Genomic DNA, 20,412 nt, shown 5'->3' with positions numbered 1-20,412 from the left:
GTGCAGGTCTTGTCACGAGGTTAGGCGGCGGCGCGGCGCGAAAGCAACCGTCGTGCTCGCAAATCGACCAAAGGGGCAGGGTGCTGCCTCGGGCCGCCACGACGCGCACGGTTTCTGCGCAGCGTCTGATCGACGCCTGGTGTCCTGCCGGGGCGCACCCGGACGCAGCCGGAAGTGTGTCGATCATGTGCCGGATCCGCTCGGCCGGGCCGCGCTGCGAGGCGTTCAACTGGGCCCGTCCCGAACCGGAGCGGCAGGGATCGACCCTTGGCCGCTGCACATGGCGCGCTTGACAGCGACGACACTTGTCCTATTGAGAAACGGCTTCGGTTCCGGCGTCATGGCCGGATGAAAAGGGAACGCGGTGAGGGGGGGTGTCTTCCGAATCCGCGGCTGCCCCCGCAACTGTAGGCGGCGAGCGACGACCGATCACGCCACTGGGTTTTCCCGGGAAGGCCGGTCCGAGCGAAGACCCGCGAGTCAGGAGACCTGCCGGAGCGATCACCCTTTCCCGCACGCGGGGCGCGTGCGGGAGGCGGTCCATCCGCTTCAGGTGACGCTTTCACCGTCGGCGGAGGGGCCTCCCTTTCCAAGGACATCGACAGACGAACCCGGGGATGACACCCCGGACGGAGAGGGACAGATGAAGAAGACAGCCGTTTCCCTTCTGGCACTGCTGGCCGCCGGCCCGCTGCCGCTTCAGGCGCAGGACATCGCATTGGACGAGATCGTGGTGTCCGCGAACCTCAGCGAGACCGAGGCGAGCCGCACGGGCGCGACGGTCGAGGTCGTGACGGCAGACGACCTGCGTTCAACCGGCGACCTGCGCTTTTCCGACGTGCTGCGCCGCCTGCCCGGGGTCAGCGTGAACACCCGCGGCGGGATGGGCAGCCAGACCGGCATCGCGATCCGCGGCGCCTCGCAGAACTATGTCGGCGTCCTCGTGGACGGGATCGACGTCACAGATCCGACCGCTACGCAGGTCGCCTTCGACTTTGGCCAGTTGACCACTGTCGACGTATCGCGCCTGGAGGTGCTCAAAGGCAGCCAGTCGGCGCTCTATGGCTCGGGGGCGGTGGGCGGCGTCGTCACGATCACCACGCTGCGTCCGACCGAGGAGGGCACGCACCAGTCCGTCGCGGCCGAGATCGGCAGCCAGAACACCGTGGCGCTTTCCTACGGCATCACCCATCTTTCGGACGATTGGGAAGCCGCGCTGACCCTGTCGCATGTCCAGTCCGACGGCTTCTCGAACGCGAGCGAAAGCGATGGCAACACCGAGGCCGACGGCTACGAGCTCGACCGCCTGTCGTTCCATGTCGCCCGCACGCTGCAGAACGGGGTGCGGATCGGCCTCAACGGTTTCACCGAGAAAAGCGAGAGCGAGTACGACCCGGGTTATTATCTGCCGTCGTCGTTCCTTGGTCGGCGTCTGACCTTTGACGAGATCCTCGCGTCCGAGGTGCGGCTGGGCGATGGCGAAAGCTACGACGAACGCCTCGAACGAAGCTCGACCGGCCTTCGTGCCTTCGCGGAGTTTGACACCGGGCCGGTGAGCCACTCGGTCAGCGTCACCGATTTCCGCACCGAACGCACCTATTTTGAGAACGAGGTCGGGCCCGATTACCTCGACTATGACATCGCGACAGGCACCTATGGCACCAGGATCGTCCAGACAGAGAACACCTACAAGGGCCGGCGGACCGGCGTGAACTGGCAAGGCGGCTTCGATCTTGCCGGCGGGCGGATGATCCTTGGCGCCGACTGGAAGAACGAGGACTTCGATCAGCGTTTCGACTGGGATGATCTCTCAGCTGACAGCTCGACAACCGGGGTTCTCGGCGAATTCACCCGCAGCCTTGGCGACCTCGACCTGACGCTGTCGCTTCGGCATGAGGATCACTCGACCTTTGGCGGCTTCGACTCGGGCCGCTTCGCGCTGGCCTACCGACTGGATGAGGCGACGATCCTGCGGGCTCAGGCCGGCACCGGCTACCGCGCGCCATCGAACTACGAGTTGTTCAGCGACTTTGGGTCGGCCGATCTCGACCCCGAGCAAAGCCGGAACGTTGATCTTGGCATCGAGCATGCGTTTGCCGAAGGGACATCGCTTCGCGCCACCGCCTTCTTCCTCGAGGTCGAAGAACTGATCGACTTTAATCCGAACGCCATGGGCTGCGCCGTCGGTCGGGGCTGCTACAGCCAAGTTCCGGGCACGTCGCGGCGCAGTGGTCTGGAACTGTCGGGCACACTGGCGCTGACCGAGACGCTGGGCTTGGCCGCAGCTTATACCTACACCGACAGCGCAACCAACGCCGCGACCACATGGGCCAGCGTGCCGCGGCATCTGGTGGCGGTCGAGCTGACGTCGGATCTGACGCCGACGCTGCATGGCCGGATCGGCCTGACCACGGCGATGGACCGTCCTGACGACTTCGGCACTCCGGTCGAGAACTACAGCCTCGTCGATGCCACGCTGACCAAGGATCTCGGCGCGGGACGCGAGGCCTATCTGCGGGTGGAAAACCTGTTTGACGAAGAGTATGAACAGGTTCCGGGCTACGGAACCTCGGGGAGGGCTGTCTTTGCGGGGCTGCGTGCGCGCTTCTAGGCGGCTTGCGCTGGCGGTGGTGGCGGGGATGGCCGCCGCCGCTCCCGCCGTGGCCGAGGGGCCGCGGCGGGTGGTTTCGATCAATCTCTGCACCGATCAGCTCGCCATGCTGCTGGCGGCGCCCGGACAGCTCCTGTCGGTTTCGCATCTTGCGAGCGAGCCTCAGACGTCGGCCATGGTCGAGGAGGCGCGGGCCTATCCGGCCAACCGGGGACAGGCCGAGCAGGTGTTCCTCATGCAGCCCGACCTCGTGCTGGCCGGCACCTTCACCGCCCGTTCGAGCGTCGATCTCCTCCGGCGGCTCGGGGTCGAGGTGGTCGAACTGCCGCCAGCCAACGGGCTGGCCGACGTCAGCGAGCATCTGCGTATCGTGGGCCGCGCACTCGGCCGCGAGGCGCAGGCGGAAGGGATGGTGCGCGACTATGAGGCGGGGCTCGAGCGGTTGCGGTCGGACCTGCCGCCTGCGCGGGCCGCGATGTATTACCCGTCGGGCTACACGACAGGCTCGGGCACCCTGGCCGATGCGATCCTGCGGCACGCGGGCTTTTCCAACGTGGCGGCGGAACTGGGGCTCGACGGGGGCGGGAACCTGCCTCTCGAGCGGCTGGTGATGGCCGAGCCGGACATGATCGTGACCTCGACCGCCTATCCCGGCGCCTCGCGGGCCGAGGAGCTTCTGGTCCATCCCGCCCTGCGCGCGGTGCAGAGCGACGCGGGCGCGGCCGAGGTTTCGGACGCCGACTGGATCTGCGGCACGCCGGCGATCCTGCCCGCGCTGCGCTCCATGGTCGAGGCGCGCCGGGGGCTCGAGAGCGAGCGCCTGACCCAGTGGGACGGAGCCCGGTGAGATATCCCCTTCTTCTCGGCGCGCTGGCCCTTGCGGTGGCGCTTCTTTTCACGGTGTCGCTGCTGGTCGGGCCTGCGGCGCTTGGCCTGGGCGAGTCGCTGCAGGCCTTGCTGGCCGGGCGCGGCGAGGCCGTCGTCCTCGTGATGCGCGAGATCCGGCTGCCGCGGGCGATCCTTGGGCTGGCGGTGGGCGCGGTGCTGGGCCTCTCGGGCGCGGCGCTGCAGGGGTTCCTGCGAAATCCCTTGGCAGAACCTGGGCTTGTGGGCGTTTCCTCATCCGCCGCGCTTGGGGCGGTGATCGCGCTTCAGACCGGGATCGCGGCGGCCTTCACGTTGGCGCTGCCGCTGTCGGCGCTGGCGGGGGCGGCGCTGTCGGTGCTGCTCATCCTGGGGCTGGCCGGACCGCGCGGCGGCGCGCTGGCGCTGATCCTTGCGGGGGTTGCGATCTCGGCCCTGGCGGCGGCGGGTGTGGCGCTGGTCCTCAATCTCTCGCCCAATCCGTTCGCCGCGATGGAGATCGTGTTCTGGATGATGGGCTCGCTCGCGGACCGATCCATGAGCCACGTCGCGCTGGCCCTGCCGTTCATGATCGCGGGGACCGTGCTGCTGCTCACGCTCGGGCGCGGGCTTGACGCGCTGACGCTGGGCGAGGATGCGGCCGAGGCGCTGGGAGTGCGGCTCGGGCGGCTGCGGCTGACGCTGATCCTCGGCACGGCGCTGTCGGTCGGCGCGGCGGTTGCCGTGGCGGGGGCGGTCGGCTTCGTGGGCCTTGTGGTGCCGCACATCCTGCGGCCGCTCGTGGGGGCGCGGCCCTCGCGGCTGCTGCCGGCTGCGGCCCTGGGTGGGGCGGCCATGCTTCTGGCCGCCGACATCGCCGTTCGGGTGATCGCGCCGGACCGGGATCTCAAGCTGGGGGTGCTGACGGCGATCGTGGGTTCCCCGTTCTTCCTGCATCTGATCTGGCGGATGCGGAGGGTCGAGGCATGAGCCTGCTTACCCTCTCGGACCTGACGGTGCGGCGCGGCGAATGTCCGGTGGTGGATCATGTGTCGCTGCGGGTCGCGCCGGGTGAGTTCGTGGGACTCATCGGCCCGAACGGCGCCGGCAAGACCACGCTTCTGCGCTCGGCGATGGGGCTTCTGCCGGCCTCGGGCGAAAGCAGCCTTGCGGCCCTGTCGCCGCGGGCGCGGGCGCGGGCGGCGGCCTTCCTGCCGCAGGCGCGCGAGATCGCCTGGCCCGTTGACGTCGAGACGCTGGTGACGCTGGGCCGCGTGCCTCACATGGGGCGCCAGCTGACCCCGGCCGACCGCGAGGCGGTGACGCGCGCGCTGGGGCGGATGGGGCTGTCGGGCTACCGCGAGCGCATAGCCACCGCCCTGTCGGGAGGGGAGCAGGCGCGGGTGCTGATCGCCCGTGCGCTGGCGCAGGAGGCGCCGCTGCTCCTGGCGGACGAGCCGGTGGCGGGCCTCGATCCCGAGAGCCAGATCCGCGCCATGCAGGTCTTCGGCGACCTGGCCTCCGAGGGGCGGGCGGTGGTGGCCTCGATCCATGATCTGGGGCTTGCGGCGCGGCATTGCACGCGGCTTCTGCTGATGGCGCGGGGGCGCATCGTGGCGGACGGCTCTCCGGGGCTTGTGCTGACGGCGGCCAATCTCTCGGACGTGTTCGGGGTCCGCGCCTTCTTCGCCGATACGCCGGATGGGCCGGTGTTCCAGCCGCTGGGCGTCACGCGGTGATCGAGGTCGCGCTCGATCGGCCCTGGTTGATCGCCCGACTGCCCGCGCCGATGCGCCTGCTGAGCTGGGCGCCCCACCGTCCGGGCTGGGTCACGGCCGATCGGGTGATCTGGCGGGAGGTGCGCGACCGGGATCTGGGCCCGGGGCTCGACGCCGAGGCTTGGCTCGGCGAGCAGATGTCGGCGCGGGGACTGGGCCTTGCGGTGGGGATGCTGACCTCGCGCGATGTCCGCCGTCATCATCTTGCGTCGTCCGCGGTCGAGGGGGTGCGCGCCGCCTGCCTGGCCACCGTCGGGCTTGGCAATGCCGAGGCGGTTGGCCGGCGACTTGTGTCCGAGCGGGTGGCGGGAACCATCAACCTGCTGGTCGTGGCCGAGACCGGCCTGACCGAAGCGGCACAGCTCGAGGCGCTGTCGATCGCGGTCGAGGCCCGCACGGCCGCGGTGCTTGAGGCGGGTCTGGTCCTGCCGACGGGGCTTGCCACCGGCACCGGGACCGACTGTCTGGTCATGGCCTGCCGGCCGGGCGAGGGGCGGTATGCCGGGCTTCACACCGCCGTGGGCGAAGCCGTGGGGGCGGCGGTGCGCGAGGCGGTTCTCGGCGGCGCGCGCCAGTGGCTCGCCGAGCGCAACGGCGGCTGAGGCCGCCTCTTGCGCAAAGCAAAGGGCCGGCCCGAAGGCCGGCCCCGACAGGCGATCCCGCCCGGTTCAGATCAGCTTGCCCATCGCCACGGCGGTGTCCGCCATGCGGTTCGAGAAGCCCCACTCGTTGTCATACCAGGTCAGGATGCGCACCATGTTGCCTTCCATGACCTTGGTCTGGTCGAGGTGGAAGATCGACGAATGCGGATCGTGGTTGAAGTCCATCGACACGTTGGGCTGGTCGGTGTAGCCGAGGATGCCCTTCAGCTTGCCGTCGGCGGCCTCGCGGATGGCGGCGTTCACTTCCTCGACGCTGGTCGCGCGCGAGGCTTCGAACACGAGGTCCACCACCGAGACGTTCGGCGTCGGCACGCGGATCGCCACGCCGTCGAGCTTGCCCTTCAGTTCCGGCAGCACAAGGCCCACGGCCTTGGCCGCGCCCGTCGAGGTCGGGATCATCGACAACGCCGCGGCGCGGGCGCGGTAGAGATCCTTGTGCATCGTGTCGAGCGTCGGCTGGTCGCCGGTGTAGGAGTGGATCGTGGTCATGAAGCCCTTGGTGATGCCGATGGCATCGTTGAGGACCTTGGCGACCGGCGACAGGCAGTTCGTGGTGCAGGACGCGTTCGAGACGACGAGATCCTCCCCGGTCAGCGTCTCGTGGTTCACGCCATAGACGATGGTCTTGTCGGCGCCCGTCGAGGGGGCCGAGACCAGCACGCGCTTGGCGCCGTTCTCGAGGTGGATCTTCGCCTTCTCCTTGTCGGTGAAGATGCCGGTGCATTCCATGACGATGTCGACATGGCCCCAGGGCAGTTCCGCCGGGTTGCGGATCGCGGTGACCTGCATCGGGCCGCGGCCCACGTCGATCGAGTCCGCGGTCGTGGTGACGGTGGCAGGGAAGCGGCCATGCACGCTGTCAAAGCGCAGCAGGTGCGCGTTCGTCTCGACCGGGCCGAGGTCGTTGATCGCCACCACCTCGATGTCGGTCCGGCCCGATTCGATGATGGCGCGAAGCACGTTGCGCCCGATGCGGCCGAAGCCGTTGATTGCCACTTTCACGGTCATAGAGCTCTCCCAGCAATTGGCGGGCGCGGGCGACGAGTCGCGCGCACGCGGATGGTCTTCAGGCTAACGACCCCAGATCCGAACGCAATTCAACCTAAGAAACGAGGAAACCAGCGCCAGAAGACGCGAAGATTTACCAGACGGAAGAGTTTGCGCGGCAGAACCAGGGTCGCGGCGGCCCCGTTGAGCCAGAGGTCGGGGGGGAGCGCAAGCGGGATCGTCGGGCAGAAGGGGATGCGGCTGGTCCCATGGAGGGGGGCAGGTTGCCGGCGCAAGCCCGCCCGCCATAGGGCGGCCGCAGCCACGGCCCTTCCGGCGGCCTGCGGCTTCTGCCACAACGGTCCTGCGTGAACAGCCAGAGGGATGACCATGAGCGGCTTGCTGGCCTTGCTGGACGATGTGGCCTCGATCGCCAAGGTCGCCGCGGCATCGGTGGACGATGTGATCGGGCAGGCCGCCAAGGCGGGTGCCAAGGCCGCGGGCGCCGTCATCGACGACGCGGCCGTGACGCCGAAATATGTGCAGGGCTTTGACGCCTCACGCGAAATCCCGATCGTGTGGCGCATCGCCAAGGGCTCGTTCTTCAACAAGCTGGTGATCCTGTTGCCCGCGGCGCTGCTGCTGTCGGCCTTCGCGCCCTGGGCGATCGCGCCGCTGCTGATGCTCGGCGGGGCCTACCTCTGCTTCGAAGGGGCCGAGAAGGTGGCCCATCTGTTCGGCGGCCACCACGAGGCGGACGCGGCGGCCTCGGGCGATCCCACCCATCTCGAGGAGCAGAAAGTTGCGGGGGCGATCAAGACCGACTTCATCCTCTCGGCCGAGATCATGACCATCGTGCTGGCGGCCCTGCCACCCGGCGGGATCGCCATGAAGGCGGCCTCGCTGGCTGCGGCGGGCTCCGGCATTACGGTGCTGGTCTATGGCGGGGTCGCGGCCATCGTGAAGGCCGATGACCTGGGCGTGCTGATGAGCCTGCGCGGCCGGCTTGCCGTGACGCGTGCCCTCGGGCGCGGGATCGTGCACGGGATGCCGCGCTTCCTGAAGCTTCTCGCCGGGGTCGGCACGGCCGCGATGATCTGGGTCGGCGGGGCCATCGTGATCCACGGGCTCTACGAGCTTGGCTGGGGCTGGCTGCACCACCACATCCACGACATTGCGGTGGCCGCGGCCGCGCTGGTTCCACAGGCGCCGGGCCTGGCGGAATGGCTGGTCACGGCCTTCTTCGACGGACTTTTCGGGCTGGCCCTCGGCCTCGCGCTGATCCCGGTGGCGACCCGGATCATCGCCCCCGCCTGGGGGCTCGTCGCCCGGCTCCGGCCTGGAAACGCGCCGCACCAGTAGGGGCTTCATGTCCGTCGCACGGCCTCGACCTGCGCTCACCTGTCCGGCGAGGTCCAGCTTCGGCCGGATCAAGGGTATTGCCAAAGACGTTGGGTGTTCAGTTCCGGCATCTGGTGGATCGGGCCAAGGATGGATCGATCCGGCTCTGAGGTTCAGACCTTGCAGATGTATTCGTAGGCACTCTGACCCGCGCCGGATTTGCCGGCAAGTGTGTTCAGGATGGCTGAGTTTCTCGAAAGCAGGCTCCGTCCGCGATCATGCTGTTGAGCACGCTGAGCAGCTTCCTGGCCGTCGCAGTCAAAGCGGCTTTCACCGGTTTTCCTGCATCCTGCAGCTTCTTTCGGAATGCTCTGAACGTCGCCGAATGACGTGACGCGTGCAGTGCAGCGAGAGTGAGGGCGGTCCTGACGGTGGCCCTTCCGCCACCGATGACCCGTTTCCCGTTGCGTTGGCCGCGTTCCCGGCCAATCGGTGCCCGCCTCTGTTGAGGCGATGGCGGGTTATCTTGCCGCTGGAGGCCGGGATAGGGCAGACGCCGCACTGCTTGGCGAAGGCCGCCTCGGGCCGGATCCTGTCCAGGTTGTCGCCGAGGGCGAGCAGCAGTTCGGCGACCGTGCCGGTGGAGATGCCCGGCGTCGCCATCAGGGTTGGCGTGCGCTGGCGGACCGGCGCCTCGAGAGCGGCATCATGCCTTCTGATCTCGCCGTCACGCGCCAACCACCGGCGGGCGAGCGCGCGCAGCGTGGTCTTCGCCGACGCAGTCGTCGAAGTCAGGGGCCGGGTCGCAGCGCCGCCAGTCCCCGGATCAGGGTCATGCGGCCGGTGACGGCGATGAACTGCTCGCGCAGCGGCTGGGGCGCGTTCACGAGCAGGGTTTTCAGCGCGATCATCGCCTGCGTTCGCGATTCAGAGACAGAGGGGCCCGCCGGGGCCCGCGATCGCAAAGACAGCCTCCGGTGACGGGCTCGGGGTGGCGATCACAAGGCCCCGGTGCCAGAGGTCGAGAAGATGTGCCAGAAGGTTGCGGCTCGCCTGCGGGTGAAGCGCGGGCGGCGTGTCGCGATAGACCCGAGCCGTCAACTCCGACAGATGCGCCGCCTCGGCCGACAACTCCCGCAGGACCGCGGCCTCGCGTTCCCGCCGATGCGCGGCCAGCCAGGCGATGCGGTCCGCAGGCCGTGTCACGGGAGCGCCGTGGCCGGGATGGAAGATCCGCCAGGAACGCGCGCCCAGGCGGTCGAGAGACGACAGATACGCCCCCATGTCGCCGTCGGGAGGCGAGACCAGCGACGTTGCCCAACCCATGACGTGATCTCCCGAAAAGCACCGGTCCCCCCACGCAAGGCAGAGGTGATTGCCGAAATGGCCCGGTGTGTGGATCGCCTCGATCTCCCAGCCCGGGCCCGCAGTCCGCTCGCCGTCGCCCAGGCACCGATCCGGGGCGAATCCCTCGTCCACCCCTTCGCCGCCGCCCAGATCCCCGGCAAAGGCGCTCATGAGCGGGCTGCGCCCCGCGTCCGCCGGACCGAACGCCAGGATCTCGGCCCCGGTCAGGGCCGCGAGCGGACGGGCGAGGGGAGAGTGGTCGCGGTGGGCGTGGGTGACGAAGATCGTCCTGATCCGCTCACCGGGGGCGAGGGCGGCGAGCAGAGCCTCGCAATGGGCCGCATGATCCGGGCCCGGGTCAATCAGCGCCACCTCTCCCTCGCCCAGGATGTAGCTGTTGGTCCCCCAATGCGTCATGGGCGACGGGTTCGGCGCCAGCACGCGCCGGAGGCCCGGCTCCAGCGTCACGCAGCGACCGGCTTCGGGCCTCTCCATCGCTCTTTCCTCTCCTCCGGTGCGCGGCTAGGCTCGGACCATGTTCGCGCCGCTCAAGTCCGTCGTTCCGCGCAGCCTCTATGGCCGCGCCGCCCTCATCCTGATCGTGCCCATCGTCACGATCCAGCTGGTCATTTCCATATCCTTCATCCAGCGCCATTACGAGGGCGTCACCCGGCAGATGGCGCGCGGTCTGATGATCGAGCTTCGCCATCTGATCGACGAGGTCAACCGCGCGCCCGGTCCGGCCGAGGCCGAGGCGCGCGCCGCGGCCGTGGCGCAGGCGCTCGAGTTCCGCGTGGCCTTGCCGGCCGAGTGGGGCGAGGTGCAGGACCGGCGGGACTTCTGGGACCTGTCGGGCCGCCAGCTCATCCCGGCCCTGCACGGCGGTCTGCCGGAACTCGCCGCCGTCGATCTCGTGAACGCGGACAACGAGGTGCGCCTTCTGTTTGATACGGCGGCCGGGCCCTTGTCGGTTGCGGTGGAGCGTCGGCGCCTGTCGGCCTCCAATCCCCACCAGCTGCTCGTCCTGATGATCGTGACCTCGATCCTGATGACGGTGATCGCCTACCTGTTCCTGTCCAACCAGCTTCGGCCGATCAAGCGTCTGGCGGACGCGGCCGAGGCGTTCGGCAAGGGCCAGCACACCGCCTATCGGCCGCGCGGGGCACTCGAGGTGCGGGCGGCGGGGCAGGCCTTCCTCGAGATGCGCGCCCGGATCGAGCGGCAGATCGAGCAGCGGACGCTGATGCTGTCGGGCGTGAGCCACGACCTGCGCACCCCGCTGACGCGGCTGCGGCTGGGGCTGTCGATGCTGTCCGACCCCGAGGAAGCCGAAGAGCTTCTGCGCGACGTGGCCGACATGGAGCGGCTGGTGGACGAGTTCCTCTCCTTCGTGCGCGGCGATGCGCTCGAAGAGGCCGAGCAGGTCGATCCGCTGGCCCTCGTGGCGCGTGTGGTCGAGAATGCGCAGCGCGCAGGGCAGAAGGTGACGCTCGTGCGGGCCGACGGCGAAGGCACGGTGGCGCTGCGTCCGGCTGCGGTCGGGCGGGCGCTCGAGAATCTGGTCGGCAATGCCGTGCGCTACGGCAGCCGGGCCGAGGTCTCGGTTGCGCTTGGCGAGCGGGCGCTGCGCATCACGGTCGAGGACGACGGGCCGGGCATCCCGCGGGACCGGCGTGACGAGGCGCTGCGCCCCTTCACCCGGCTCGACAAGGCGCGCAACCAGAACCGCGGCGGGGGCGTCGGCCTCGGCCTCACGATCGCGATGGACATCGCGCGCAGCCACGGCGGCACGCTGCGTCTGGGCGAAAGCCCGACCCTCGGCGGCCTCCGGGCCGAGCTGACGCTCGCCCGCTGAAATCAGGGCACCGCCCGGTCAGGCCCCTCGCCCCTTCATTCTCGCTTAAATATCCCGGGGTGCGGGGCAGAGCCCCGCGTCTCCCGTCACCTCCGGGCGCCGAGCACCAGCGACCACTGGGCCCGCCCGTCCGAGCCCGGCGCGATCCCCACGCCCGCCTCGCGCACTCCCTGCATCAGGATGTTCTTCCGATGCCCCGAGGAGTTCATCCAGAGTTCCACCACCCGCTGCGCGCTGGAGGGGCCGCGGGCGATGTTCTCGGCGGCGGTCCGGTAGCGGTAGCCCTCCGAGCGCAGGCGCTCCGTCAGGCCAGCCCCATTGGGCAGTTCGTGCGACAGGACCGAACGGCGGGCGTTGCTGCAGGCCTGCACCTGCGCCGCACGCTGAAGCTTGGCCGAGAAATCGAGCGGTGGCAGGCCCTTCTGGCGCCGTTCCGCGCTCACGAGGCGGATCACCTCGCTCCGGGCCTGATCGGCCCCCTGCGGGGCGGCGCAGGGCTGAGCGTGAAGCGGGGCCGCGATCAGCAGCAGGAGGCTTGCGAGGATTGTGCGCATGGGACTCATCTGTTCGTTGTGGTCGGGATGTAATGCACGTTCCGGTTGCAATCTTCGAGGCGCAATCATGTTCCTTCCGCGGCCGATCCGCGGCCTTCCGCCGGCGCGACCACGCGGCCACCGGCCGCCGAGGCATCCTCGGGATCGTGCGACACGAGGATCACCGGCAGCCCCTTCTGCCGTGCGCGCTCCAGCACGAAGCTGCGGATCTGGGCGCGCAGGGTCGCGTCCAGCCGCGAGAAGGGCTCGTCCAGAAGCAGCGCCGCAGGCTCGGCCAGCAGCGTCCGCAGCAGCGCCACCCGCGCCCGCTGGCCGCCCGAAAGGGTCGCCGGATCGCGGTCGGCAAAGCCGGCGAGATCGGCCTGCTCCAGCGCCGCCTCGATCCGCGCACGCCGCTCGGCGCCGCGCACGCCGGCGGGCAGGCCGAAGCCAAGGTTGCCCGCCACGGAAAGATGCGGAAACAGCACGTCATCCTGAAACAGCAGGCCGATCCGCCGCTCGCGCGTGGGCAGCCCGGTCACGTCGTGCCCGTCCAGCCAGATCCGCCCGCTCTGCCGGACCCAGGGCCCGAGCGTGCCCATGATGGCGGCGAGGGCCGTGGATTTGCCCGAGCCAGACGGGCCCATGATGGTCAGCACCTCGCCCGGAGCCACATCGAGATCGAGATCGACCAGCAGCGTGCCGCCCCGCATCACCCTCAGCCTGTCCAGACGCAGCCCCCTCATGCGGCCCTCATCCCGCGGCGGCGACGAAAGACCAGCGCCGGCAGCACGAGGGCTGCGGCGAAACCGGCGGCGGGCAGCAGCATCTGAAGCAGCGCGTAGGCCCCCACCACCCGCCGGTTTCCCCCCGAGGACAGCGCCACCGCCTCGGTGGTGAGGGTCGTCACCCGTCCGCCCCCGATCAGGAGCGTCGGCAGATATTGTCCGACCGACACCGCGAGCCCCACCGCAAAGGAGGTCAGCACCGGACGCAGCAGCATGGGCAGACGAAGGCGCCAGAAGATCCGGCCGGGCGACGCGCCAAGGGCCGCGCCCACCGTGCCGATCCGCGCGTCCCAGGCCCGCCAGGGCGCCGAGAGCGACAGGAACACATAGGGCAGCACGAAGATCAGATGGGCCGCGGCCACCGCCAGCGCCGTGCCGTCGAGCCCGAGACCCAGCGCCGCCACCTGCAGTCCCGGCAGGAAGGCCACCTGCGGCACGATCAGCGGCAGATAGAGCACGGCCATCGCGCGGGACGAGGGGTGGAGCGCGTGGCGCTGCTCGGCCTCGAGACAGGCGAGGGCGAGGACCAGCGCCACTCCGGCCACCGCGGCCCCGAGGCCGAGCGTCAGGGCCGCGTGCCGGGCCAGATCGGGGGCCGCCTCGCGCCAGATGCGCAGGCTCATGGTTTGGGGCAGGCTGTCGGGAAAGCTCCAGAGCCCCGCGACCGACCAGAGCGCCAGCCCGGCGAGCCCCGCGCCCACGGCCGCCAGCACCAGTGCCGTGGCCGCCAGCGTGAGCGGGCGAAGCAGCCGGTCGAGCCGCGCGCCCCGCCAGCCCCGCGCGGCCGCGCCGAGAAGAACCCTGCGCGCCGCCAGCTCTCCCATCCGCCACAGGGCCAGCGCGCCCAGCACCAGCGTCAGCTGCAGCAGGGCTGCGGCGGCGGCGCGGCCGCGCTCTGCCAGCGAGGGATCGGCCATCCAGAGGGCGATCTGCACCGCCAGCGTCGGCGGGCGCGTCGGGCCGAGGATCATCGCCATCTCGACCGCCGTCATGGAATAGGCGAGCACGGCGTAGCTGGGCAGGCGGATCTGGGTATAGAGCGCGGGCAGCACCGCAAAGGCCCAGCCGGCCGCGCGTCCGTATCCCAGCGTCTGCGCCAGCATGGTGCGCCGCGGCGCGTCGGTCTGGGGCAGGGCGGCCAGCGACATGAGCAGGAGGAAGGGCACCTCCTTGGCGACCAGCCCCGCGATCAGCGCGAGCCCCGCAGGATCGTTCAGCGTGAGCAGGTCGGGGGGCGCATCCCAGCCGGTGGCCCAGGGCGAGAGGGCCCGCACGATCCAGCCCGAGGGCGCGATCAGGAAGGCAAGCCCCAGCGCCACGGCCGCATGGGGCACCGCCAGGAGCGGAGAGAGCAGTCTCAGCACCGCCCCGAAGATCCGTCCGCCTGGCAGCAGCGCCAGGATGAGCAGCGTGAGCGCGAGCGAAAGACCCGTCGCGGCAATCCCCGTCACCAGCGACAGCCGCACCGCCGCCCCGAGGCCCGGCCAGTCGGCCAACGCCCGGAAGGAGTGCAGCCCTGGCGTCCCGCCCAGCCCGAAGGCCGGCGCAATGGTGCCCGCAAGCCCCGCCGCCACCGGCACCAGCATGAGCGCGAGCGTCAGCCTCGGCGCCTGCCGCAGAAGCCCGCCCGCGCCCTGCCTCAAGGTGCGGTTCCGTAGCGGCGGACCCAGTCCTCGGCGATGCGCTCCATCCAGCTTGCGTGCGGCTCGAGAAGGGCGGGGCCGAGATCCTCCGGCGCGAGCGTCGCCACCCCCAGATCGAGCGCCTCGAACCGCGCCCGGTCCTCATCGGGCAGTCGGTCCAGATCGAGCACCGTCTGAAAGCCCAGCACGGCCGGATCCTGCGCCCGCGCCTGAACCGCCGGATCGAGAAGGAGATTCGCGATCACCCGTGCCCCGGCCGCATGGGCCGCATTGAACGGGATCGCCACGAAGCTCGCATTGCCGATGGTGCCGCCCTCGAGGGTGAAGGTGCGCACCGTCTCGGGCAGTTCGCCCGCCGCGATGGCGGCCGAGGCGCGGCCCGGATTGAAGGCGAAGGAGATCGCGATCTCGCCGTCGGCAAGAAGCTGGCCCATCGCGGGCTCATTGGCCGGATAGGCGCGCCCCTCGCGCCACAGATGCGGCTCGGCCCGGTCGAGCCAGGCCCAGAGCGGCGCCGTCGCCGCCTCGTAGCTTGCGGGATCCACCGGCCGCTGAAGCTGGACCGGATCCTCGATCACGCCGTGCAGGACCTGCTTGAGGAAGGTCGTGCCCAGATAGTCCGGCGGCTGCGGGAAGGTGAACCGTCCGGGGTTGGCCTCGATCCAGTCGAGCAGCCCCGCCAGCGTGCGCGGCGGCGAGGGCAGGCGGGCGCTGTCATGCTCGAACACGAGCTGCGCCATCGCCCAGGGGCTTTCGAGCCCGTCGGTCGGCTCGGTGAAGTCGGTGACGGTCGCGGGCTTGCCCGCCACATCGACGTAGCGCCAGTTGGGCAGGCTTTCGGCGAAGGGCCCCGACAGAAGGCCCTGCGCCTTCATCGCCGCAAAGTTCTCGCCGTTGATCCAGATGAGATCGACCGCGCCGCCCGTCGTGCGACCGGCCTGCTTCTCGGCCAGCACCCGCGCCACCGCGTCGGTCGTGTCGGCAAGCTTCACCTGCTCGAGCCGCACGCCATGACGGGCCTGCGCCTCCTCGCCCACCCAGGTGATGAAGGCGTTGATCTTCGGGTCGCCGCCCCAGGCGTGCCAATAGACCGTCTGGCCCTCGGCCTCGGCCAGCACGCGATCCCAGGCCTCACCCGCGCCCGCTGCCGGCGCCAGTGCCGCAAGACAGGCCAGCGCCGTCCCCATGATCCGTCCGAACATCCGACCCTCCCATCCGTGACCTCTTCCGCTTAGCGTGAGGCGTGGCCCCGCCGCAATCGCCGGCGTTGCAGAGCGCCGCCGCTTGCGCCACACAGCGCGCAAGGAGACCTCCATGCTTGACGGCCTGATGCGACGCCTCATCGACCCGCCGCTCGACAGGGCCGGCCGCGCGCTCGCCCGGCGCGGCTGGAGTGCGGATATGGTGACGCTGGCCGGGCTGGGGCTCGGGCTTCTCGCGGCGGGGATCGTGGCGCTCGGCCTGCCCCCCGTCTGGGCGATCGTGCCGCTTCTGGCGGGCCGCATCGCGGACGGCCTCGACGGGGCCATCGCGCGCGCCACCCGCAGGACGGACTTCGGCGGCTATCTCGACATCACCTGCGATTTCCTCTTTTACGCGGCCTTTCCGCTTGCCTTCGTGCTGCGCGATCCCGAAGTCGGCGCGGCCGGGGCGTTCCTGCTGGCCTCCTTCTATGTGAATGGCGCCACCTTCCTCGGCTTTGCGGTGCTTGCCGCCCGGCGCGGGATGGAGACGCGCGCACGCGGCGAGAAGTCGCTCTATTTCACCGCCGGATTGCTCGAGGGCAGCGAAACCATCCTGTTCTTCCTGTTTCTCTGCCTCTTTCCGCAGCTTTTCGCGCCGGCCGCCTGGATTTTCGGCACGCTCTGCTTCGTGACGGCCGCAAGCCGGGTGCTGCTGGCGCTGCGCCTTTTCCGCGAGTGACTGCCCGGCCGGCCCATCGCTCACGCCGGGTCATCCCGCCGCGCATTTTTTCTGCTGCCCTTGCGGGGGGCGGGGCGCGCCACTAAGACTCGGGTAACAGCTGGACGATAATCCTTGCAAATGTGACGGGACAGCAGGCGCACATGAAAGACCCTATCGATCTCTACATGAACACGCTCGTGCCGATGGTGGTCGAACAGACCAGCCGGGGTGAACGGGCTTATGACATCTTCAGCCGCATGCTGAAGGAGCGGATCATCTTCCTCTCCGGTCCCGTGCATGACGGGATGTCGTCGCTGATCTGCGCGCAGCTGCTGTTCCTCGAGGCGGAAAACCCCTCGAAGGAAATCGCGATGTACATCAACTCGCCCGGCGGCGTCGTGACCAGCGGTCTGTCGATCTACGACACGATGCAGTACATCCGGCCCAAGGTCTCGACCCTCGTGATCGGGCAGGCGGCCTCGATGGGCTCGCTCCTGCTGACGGCGGGCGAGAAGGGAATGCGCTTCTCGCTGCCCAACAGCCGCGTGATGGTGCACCAGCCCTCGGGCGGCTATCAGGGCCAGGCGACCGACATCATGATCCACGCGCGCGAGACGGAAAAGCTCAAGCGCCGGCTGAACGAGATCTATGTCAAGCACACCGGCCAGGATCTCGACACGGTCGAGGCGGCGCTCGAGCGGGACAATTTCATGTCCGCCGAGGATGCCAAGGCCTGGGGTCTGATCGACGAGATTCTGGAAAGCCGCGGCAAGACCGACGATACGGCGAAGTGAGAACGGGACCCTCGCCGGGCGGACCGGCGAGGGGCGATTTGGCGTTGTGAAGGTCGGGGGCTTGGCCTAGACTTTCGCTTCAGGCCGGCAGGGCAGGCCCAAAGGCGCACGGCAGAGGACGACGATGGCGAACAATTCTGGCAGCGACAGCAAGAACACGCTCTACTGCTCTTTCTGCGGCAAGAGCCAGCATGAGGTGCGCAAGCTGATCGCAGGGCCGACCGTGTTCATCTGCGATGAGTGCGTCGAGCTCTGCATGGACATCATCCGCGAGGAAACCAAGTCCACCGGCCTCAAGTCGGCCGATGGTGTGCCCACCCCGCGCGAGATCTGCAAGGTTCTCGATGATTACGTGATCGGGCAGATGCATGCCAAGCGCGTGCTCTCGGTGGCGGTGCACAACCACTACAAGCGGCTCAACCACAGTTCGAAGAATGACATCGAGCTGTCGAAGTCGAACATCCTGCTGATCGGCCCCACCGGCTGCGGCAAGACGCTGCTCGCGCAGACGCTGGCCCGCATCCTCGACGTGCCCTTCACCATGGCGGATGCGACGACGCTGACCGAGGCGGGCTATGTCGGCGAGGACGTCGAAAACATCATCCTCAAGCTGCTGCAGGCGTCGGAGTACAATGTGGAACGGGCGCAGCGCGGCATCGTCTATATTGACGAGGTCGACAAGATCACCCGCAAGTCGGACAACCCCTCGATCACCCGCGACGTCTCGGGCGAGGGGGTGCAGCAGGCGCTCTTGAAGATCATGGAGGGCACCGTGGCGAGCGTGCCCCCGCAGGGCGGGCGCAAGCATCCGCAGCAGGAATTCCTGCAGGTGGACACCACGAACATCCTCTTCATCTGCGGCGGCGCCTTCGCGGGTCTGGAAAAGATCATCGCGCAGCGCGGCAAGGGCTCGGGCATCGGCTTCGGCGCCGAGGTCAAGGACCCGGACTCGCGGGGCGTGGGCGAGCTGTTCAAGGAACTCGAGCCCGAGGATCTGCTGAAGTTCGGCCTGATCCCCGAGTTCGTCGGCCGTCTGCCGGTGATCGCCACGCTGACCGATCTCGACGAGACGGCCCTGGTCACGATCCTGACCGAGCCCAAGAACGCGCTCGTCAAGCAGTACCAGCGCCTGTTCGAGATCGAGGGGGTCAAGCTCACCTTCACCGCCGACGCGCTGACCGCCATCGCAAAGCGGGCGATCAAGCGCAAGACCGGCGCGCGGGGCCTGCGTTCGATCATGGAAGACATCCTGCTCGACACGATGTTCGAGCTTCCGGGCCTCGAGGGTGTGGAAGAGGTCGTCGTGAACGAGGAGGCGGTCAATTCCGGCGCCAAGCCGCTTCTGATCTACACCGAGGTCACGAAGAAGAAGGACGCGACGGCAAGCTGAAGCCGGCCGCGGACGAGGATGTGAAGGCGGGCCCGGTGCCCGCCTTTCGCTTTTCCGCCGATCCCGCTGGACCTCGGCTGCGGCATTTGCCATATCGGGGCAACAGCTTTCGGAGGCTTGCGGATGTCGATACTCAAGCGCGCGGTGACCTGGTGGAACGGCCAGACCCTCGGCACCCAGCTCTTCACCTGGCGGCAAGGCGTCAAGGTGGGCGAGGATGAGCAGGGCAACACCTTCTACACCTCGAAGGACGGCAAGCGGCGCTGGGTGATCTACAACGGCGAGATCGAGGCGAGCCGCATCAGCCCGGACTGGCACGGCTGGCTGCACAGAACCTGGGAAGATCCGCCGACGGCCCGGCCGCTCGCGCACAAGCCTTGGGAGAAGCCCCATGTCGAGAACCTGACGGGGACCGAGGGCGCCTATGTGCCGCCCGGCTCGATCCGGCGCGCCGAGCCGATCGCCCGGCGCGACTACGAGGCATGGCAGCCCGAATAATGGCCGAGAATCGTTCGGAAATCCTGGCCGGAGCGGCGGTGCTGGCGGCCGCCATCGGCTTCCTCGTCTATGCCGGGCAAACCGCCGGCATCACCCGTGACAGCGGCGCCTACCCGCTGAAGGCCAGCTTCCGCTCGGCCGAGGGGATCTCGGTCGGCACCGACGTGCGCCTTGCAGGCGTCAAGGTCGGCACGGTGACCGCTCTCGCGCTCAACCCGCAGACCTTCTTCGCCGATGCCACGATCTCGGTGAAACAGGGGATCGAGCTGCCGACCGACTCGGCGATCCTGATCTCGTCCGAGGGTCTCCTCGGGGGCAACTACGTCGAGCTGATGCCCGGCGGCGCGCTGGAGAACCTCGCTCCGGGCGAAGAGATCGAGGACACGCAGGGCTCGGTCAGCCTGATCTCGCTGCTGATGAAGTTCGTGGGCTCGGGCGCCGAGAGCGCCATGCAGGGCGAGGAAGGATGAGGGTCCTGGCGGCGCTTCTGCTGATGGCGGCGCCGGCCCTCGCGCAGGATGTCCGCACGGCCGAGGGCAGCGGGGCGCTGCTGCGCTGGCTGGACAAGATGTCGGGCGAAACCGCGGATGCCGAGCTGATGCGCGGCCAGTCGGCGGTCAGTGGGCACCTCACCATCGAGCTGGACGAGTGCCGCTATCCGGCCGGCGACCCGGCTTCGGACGCCTTCGCCCACCTGACGATCCGCGACACGCGTGCGGCGGAACCCGTCTTCGATGGCTGGATGATCGCGTCGAGCCCGGCGCTGTCGTCGCTCGATCACCCGCGTTACGATGTCTGGCTGCTGCGCTGCACGACCGAGGCCGGATCCGGCGAATAGCCGGGGGGAGCAAACTCGGCCCGGCCGGCAAGCGCCTCGCCGAGCCTGCGGTGATAGTCCGCGCGCGGGATCTCGATCGCGCCGAGCGAGGCGAGATGCGGGGTCAGGAACTGCGTGTCAAAGAGCGTGAACCCGCCCGCGCGCAGCCTATGGATCAGGAAGGCGAGGGCGACTTTCGAGGCGTCGGTGCGCCGCGAGAACATGCTCTCGCCGAAGAAGGCCCGGCCGAGCGTCACCCCATAGACCCCCCCCACCAGAGCATCGCCCTCGCGCACTTCCAGCGAATGGGCGTGTCCGAGGGCGTGCAGACCGACATAGAGCCGGAAGATGGTCGGGTTGATCCAGGTGTCCTCGCGGTCGGCGCAGGCCCGGACGGTGCCGGGGAAATCCTCGTTGACTGCGATGGTCCAGTCCATCCGGCGGATCCGCCGCGCGAGGCTGCGCGAGACATGGAAGCGGTCGAGGGGGAAGATGCCCCGCCGCCTCGGATCGACCCAGTGGATCTCGGGATCGTCGCGCGATTCGGCCATCGGAAAGATGCCGAGCGCATAGGCGCGGAGCAGGAGCCGGGGTGTCAGGGCGGGCGGCGTCATGGGCCG

General features: G+C 69.3%; 21 protein-coding genes and 1 riboswitch. Of the genes, 13 read left to right on the top strand and 8 right to left on the bottom strand.

The window, feature by feature from the left end:
• The first annotated feature begins 310 nt into the window (after positions 1–310).
• Positions 311–511, top strand: a riboswitch (cobalamin riboswitch).
• 132 nt (positions 512–643) lie between these two features.
• The 5 genes from FG154_RS07865 to FG154_RS07845 are packed head-to-tail and all read left to right on the top strand — an operon-like array spanning position 644 to position 5,834.
• On the top strand, positions 644–2,611 hold the full coding sequence (locus tag FG154_RS07865; RefSeq protein WP_145106313.1) for a TonB-dependent receptor plug domain-containing protein: 1,968 nt from the start codon (positions 644–646) through the stop codon (positions 2,609–2,611).
• Positions 2,598–3,458 carry an ABC transporter substrate-binding protein gene (locus FG154_RS07860; protein ID WP_145106310.1) on the top strand — a complete coding sequence of 287 codons (861 nt, stop codon included), beginning with the start codon at positions 2,598–2,600 and terminating at the stop codon, positions 3,456–3,458. The genes FG154_RS07865 and FG154_RS07860 overlap by 14 nt, the downstream gene beginning before the upstream one ends.
• Positions 3,455–4,444: a FecCD family ABC transporter permease gene (locus FG154_RS07855; RefSeq protein WP_145106308.1), complete on the top strand. Its 990-nt coding sequence runs from the start codon at positions 3,455–3,457 to the stop codon at positions 4,442–4,444. Before FG154_RS07860 ends, FG154_RS07855 begins: the two co-directional genes overlap by 4 nt.
• Complete coding sequence (locus tag FG154_RS07850; RefSeq protein ID WP_145106306.1) at positions 4,441–5,193, top strand: ABC transporter ATP-binding protein; 753 nt, start codon at positions 4,441–4,443, stop codon at positions 5,191–5,193. Before FG154_RS07855 ends, FG154_RS07850 begins: the two co-directional genes overlap by 4 nt.
• On the top strand, positions 5,190–5,834 hold the full coding sequence (locus FG154_RS07845; protein ID WP_145106303.1) for an adenosylcobinamide amidohydrolase: 645 nt from the start codon (positions 5,190–5,192) through the stop codon (positions 5,832–5,834). Before FG154_RS07850 ends, FG154_RS07845 begins: the two co-directional genes overlap by 4 nt.
• A gap of 66 nt (positions 5,835–5,900) precedes the next feature.
• Here the strand turns inward: FG154_RS07845 and gap are convergent, their stop codons facing one another.
• Complete coding sequence (gene gap, locus FG154_RS07840; protein ID WP_145106301.1) at positions 5,901–6,902, bottom strand: type I glyceraldehyde-3-phosphate dehydrogenase; 1,002 nt, start codon at positions 6,900–6,902, stop codon at positions 5,901–5,903.
• Positions 6,903–7,271: 369 nt separating this feature from the next.
• Between gap and FG154_RS07835 the strand changes: the two genes are divergently transcribed.
• Positions 7,272–8,243 (top strand): DUF808 domain-containing protein, encoded by a 972-nt coding sequence (locus FG154_RS07835; protein ID WP_145106299.1) that lies wholly within the window; start codon positions 7,272–7,274, stop codon positions 8,241–8,243.
• Between the two features lie 309 nt (positions 8,244–8,552).
• Here FG154_RS07835 and FG154_RS21860 read toward each other — a convergent pair whose 3' ends face one another.
• Together FG154_RS21860 and FG154_RS07825 are read right to left on the bottom strand one after the other, a co-directional pair.
• Positions 8,553–8,885 (bottom strand): transposase, encoded by a 333-nt coding sequence (locus FG154_RS21860; protein WP_145106297.1) that lies wholly within the window; start codon positions 8,883–8,885, stop codon positions 8,553–8,555.
• Positions 8,886–9,149: 264 nt separating this feature from the next.
• The gene (locus FG154_RS07825; RefSeq protein WP_145106294.1) at positions 9,150–10,064 is read right to left on the bottom strand and encodes an MBL fold metallo-hydrolase; all 915 of its coding nucleotides are present in this window, start codon (positions 10,062–10,064) and stop codon (positions 9,150–9,152) included.
• A gap of 40 nt (positions 10,065–10,104) precedes the next feature.
• Here FG154_RS07825 and FG154_RS07820 point away from each other — a divergent pair, with 40 nt between their 5' ends.
• Positions 10,105–11,424, top strand: a complete 1,320-nt coding sequence (locus FG154_RS07820) for an ATP-binding protein (RefSeq protein ID WP_145106292.1) — start codon at positions 10,105–10,107, stop codon at positions 11,422–11,424.
• Between the two features lie 86 nt (positions 11,425–11,510).
• Here FG154_RS07820 and FG154_RS07815 read toward each other — a convergent pair whose 3' ends face one another.
• The 4 genes from FG154_RS07815 to FG154_RS07800 all read right to left on the bottom strand — a co-directional run bounded on the left by FG154_RS07815 (position 11,511) and on the right by FG154_RS07800 (position 15,590).
• A complete protein-coding gene (locus FG154_RS07815; protein ID WP_145106289.1) occupies positions 11,511–11,978 on the bottom strand; it encodes a CAP domain-containing protein in 468 nt (155 codons plus the stop codon).
• A gap of 65 nt (positions 11,979–12,043) precedes the next feature.
• Positions 12,044–12,703, bottom strand: coding sequence for an ATP-binding cassette domain-containing protein (locus tag FG154_RS07810; RefSeq protein WP_145106287.1), 660 nt, complete (start codon positions 12,701–12,703; stop codon positions 12,044–12,046).
• Positions 12,700–14,388: an ABC transporter permease gene (locus FG154_RS07805; RefSeq protein ID WP_145106285.1), complete on the bottom strand. Its 1,689-nt coding sequence runs from the start codon at positions 14,386–14,388 to the stop codon at positions 12,700–12,702. The genes FG154_RS07810 and FG154_RS07805 overlap by 4 nt, the downstream gene beginning before the upstream one ends.
• Positions 14,385–15,590, bottom strand: coding sequence for an ABC transporter substrate-binding protein (locus tag FG154_RS07800; RefSeq protein ID WP_145106282.1), 1,206 nt, complete (start codon positions 15,588–15,590; stop codon positions 14,385–14,387). Before FG154_RS07800 ends, FG154_RS07805 begins: the two co-directional genes overlap by 4 nt.
• 112 nt (positions 15,591–15,702) lie before the next feature.
• Here FG154_RS07800 and FG154_RS07795 point away from each other — a divergent pair, with 112 nt between their 5' ends.
• From FG154_RS07795 to FG154_RS07770, 6 genes are all read left to right on the top strand, one after another.
• The gene (locus tag FG154_RS07795; protein WP_145106280.1) at positions 15,703–16,311 is read left to right on the top strand and encodes a CDP-alcohol phosphatidyltransferase family protein; all 609 of its coding nucleotides are present in this window, start codon (positions 15,703–15,705) and stop codon (positions 16,309–16,311) included.
• A gap of 143 nt (positions 16,312–16,454) precedes the next feature.
• Positions 16,455–17,087 (top strand): ATP-dependent Clp protease proteolytic subunit, encoded by a 633-nt coding sequence (locus tag FG154_RS07790; RefSeq protein WP_011908473.1) that lies wholly within the window; start codon positions 16,455–16,457, stop codon positions 17,085–17,087.
• 124 nt (positions 17,088–17,211) lie between these two features.
• Positions 17,212–18,477, top strand: coding sequence for an ATP-dependent Clp protease ATP-binding subunit ClpX (clpX, locus tag FG154_RS07785; protein WP_145106278.1), 1,266 nt, complete (start codon positions 17,212–17,214; stop codon positions 18,475–18,477).
• A gap of 123 nt (positions 18,478–18,600) precedes the next feature.
• A complete protein-coding gene (locus FG154_RS07780) occupies positions 18,601–18,975 on the top strand; it encodes an NADH:ubiquinone oxidoreductase subunit NDUFA12 (RefSeq protein ID WP_145106275.1) in 375 nt (124 codons plus the stop codon).
• A complete protein-coding gene (gene mlaD, locus FG154_RS07775) occupies positions 18,975–19,445 on the top strand; it encodes an outer membrane lipid asymmetry maintenance protein MlaD (protein ID WP_145106273.1) in 471 nt (156 codons plus the stop codon). Before FG154_RS07780 ends, mlaD begins: the two co-directional genes overlap by 1 nt.
• Complete coding sequence (locus FG154_RS07770) at positions 19,442–19,813, top strand: DUF2155 domain-containing protein (protein WP_145106271.1); 372 nt, start codon at positions 19,442–19,444, stop codon at positions 19,811–19,813. The genes mlaD and FG154_RS07770 overlap by 4 nt, the downstream gene beginning before the upstream one ends.
• On the opposite strand, the gene aat is transcribed toward FG154_RS07770, so the two are convergent.
• On the bottom strand, positions 19,762–20,406 hold the full coding sequence (gene aat, locus FG154_RS07765) for a leucyl/phenylalanyl-tRNA--protein transferase (RefSeq protein WP_145106269.1): 645 nt from the start codon (positions 20,404–20,406) through the stop codon (positions 19,762–19,764). The two genes, FG154_RS07770 and aat, sit on opposite strands and share 52 nt — an antisense overlap.
• Positions 20,407–20,412: the final 6 nt, after the last annotated feature.

This window comes from Cereibacter sediminicola (genome assembly GCF_007668225.1).
Taxonomy (GTDB): Bacteria; Pseudomonadota; Alphaproteobacteria; order Rhodobacterales; family Rhodobacteraceae; genus Cereibacter_A; species Cereibacter_A azotoformans.
This window is presented reverse-complemented; position numbering and strand designations above follow the sequence as displayed.

Coding starts and splice junctions, on each gene's coding strand:
- FG154_RS07780 (WP_145106275.1), top strand. CDS start 18,601: ATGTCGATACTCAAGCGCGCGGTGACCTGGTGGAACGGCCAGACCCTC.
- FG154_RS07800 (WP_145106282.1), bottom strand. CDS start 15,590: ATGTTCGGACGGATCATGGGGACGGCGCTGGCCTGTCTTGCGGCACTG.
- FG154_RS07820 (WP_145106292.1), top strand. CDS start 10,105: ATGTTCGCGCCGCTCAAGTCCGTCGTTCCGCGCAGCCTCTATGGCCGC.
- FG154_RS07825 (WP_145106294.1), bottom strand. CDS start 10,064: ATGGAGAGGCCCGAAGCCGGTCGCTGCGTGACGCTGGAGCCGGGCCTC.
- FG154_RS07835 (WP_145106299.1), top strand. CDS start 7,272: ATGAGCGGCTTGCTGGCCTTGCTGGACGATGTGGCCTCGATCGCCAAG.
- FG154_RS07770 (WP_145106271.1), top strand. CDS start 19,442: ATGAGGGTCCTGGCGGCGCTTCTGCTGATGGCGGCGCCGGCCCTCGCG.
- FG154_RS07790 (WP_011908473.1), top strand. CDS start 16,455: ATGAAAGACCCTATCGATCTCTACATGAACACGCTCGTGCCGATGGTG.
- FG154_RS21860 (WP_145106297.1), bottom strand. CDS start 8,885: ATGGCGACGCCGGGCATCTCCACCGGCACGGTCGCCGAACTGCTGCTC.
- mlaD (WP_145106273.1), top strand. CDS start 18,975: ATGGCCGAGAATCGTTCGGAAATCCTGGCCGGAGCGGCGGTGCTGGCG.
- aat (WP_145106269.1), bottom strand. CDS start 20,406: ATGACGCCGCCCGCCCTGACACCCCGGCTCCTGCTCCGCGCCTATGCG.
- FG154_RS07815 (WP_145106289.1), bottom strand. CDS start 11,978: ATGCGCACAATCCTCGCAAGCCTCCTGCTGCTGATCGCGGCCCCGCTT.
- FG154_RS07850 (WP_145106306.1), top strand. CDS start 4,441: ATGAGCCTGCTTACCCTCTCGGACCTGACGGTGCGGCGCGGCGAATGT.
- gap (WP_145106301.1), bottom strand. CDS start 6,902: ATGACCGTGAAAGTGGCAATCAACGGCTTCGGCCGCATCGGGCGCAAC.
- FG154_RS07810 (WP_145106287.1), bottom strand. CDS start 12,703: ATGAGGGGGCTGCGTCTGGACAGGCTGAGGGTGATGCGGGGCGGCACG.
- clpX (WP_145106278.1), top strand. CDS start 17,212: ATGGCGAACAATTCTGGCAGCGACAGCAAGAACACGCTCTACTGCTCT.
- FG154_RS07865 (WP_145106313.1), top strand. CDS start 644: ATGAAGAAGACAGCCGTTTCCCTTCTGGCACTGCTGGCCGCCGGCCCG.
- FG154_RS07795 (WP_145106280.1), top strand. CDS start 15,703: ATGCTTGACGGCCTGATGCGACGCCTCATCGACCCGCCGCTCGACAGG.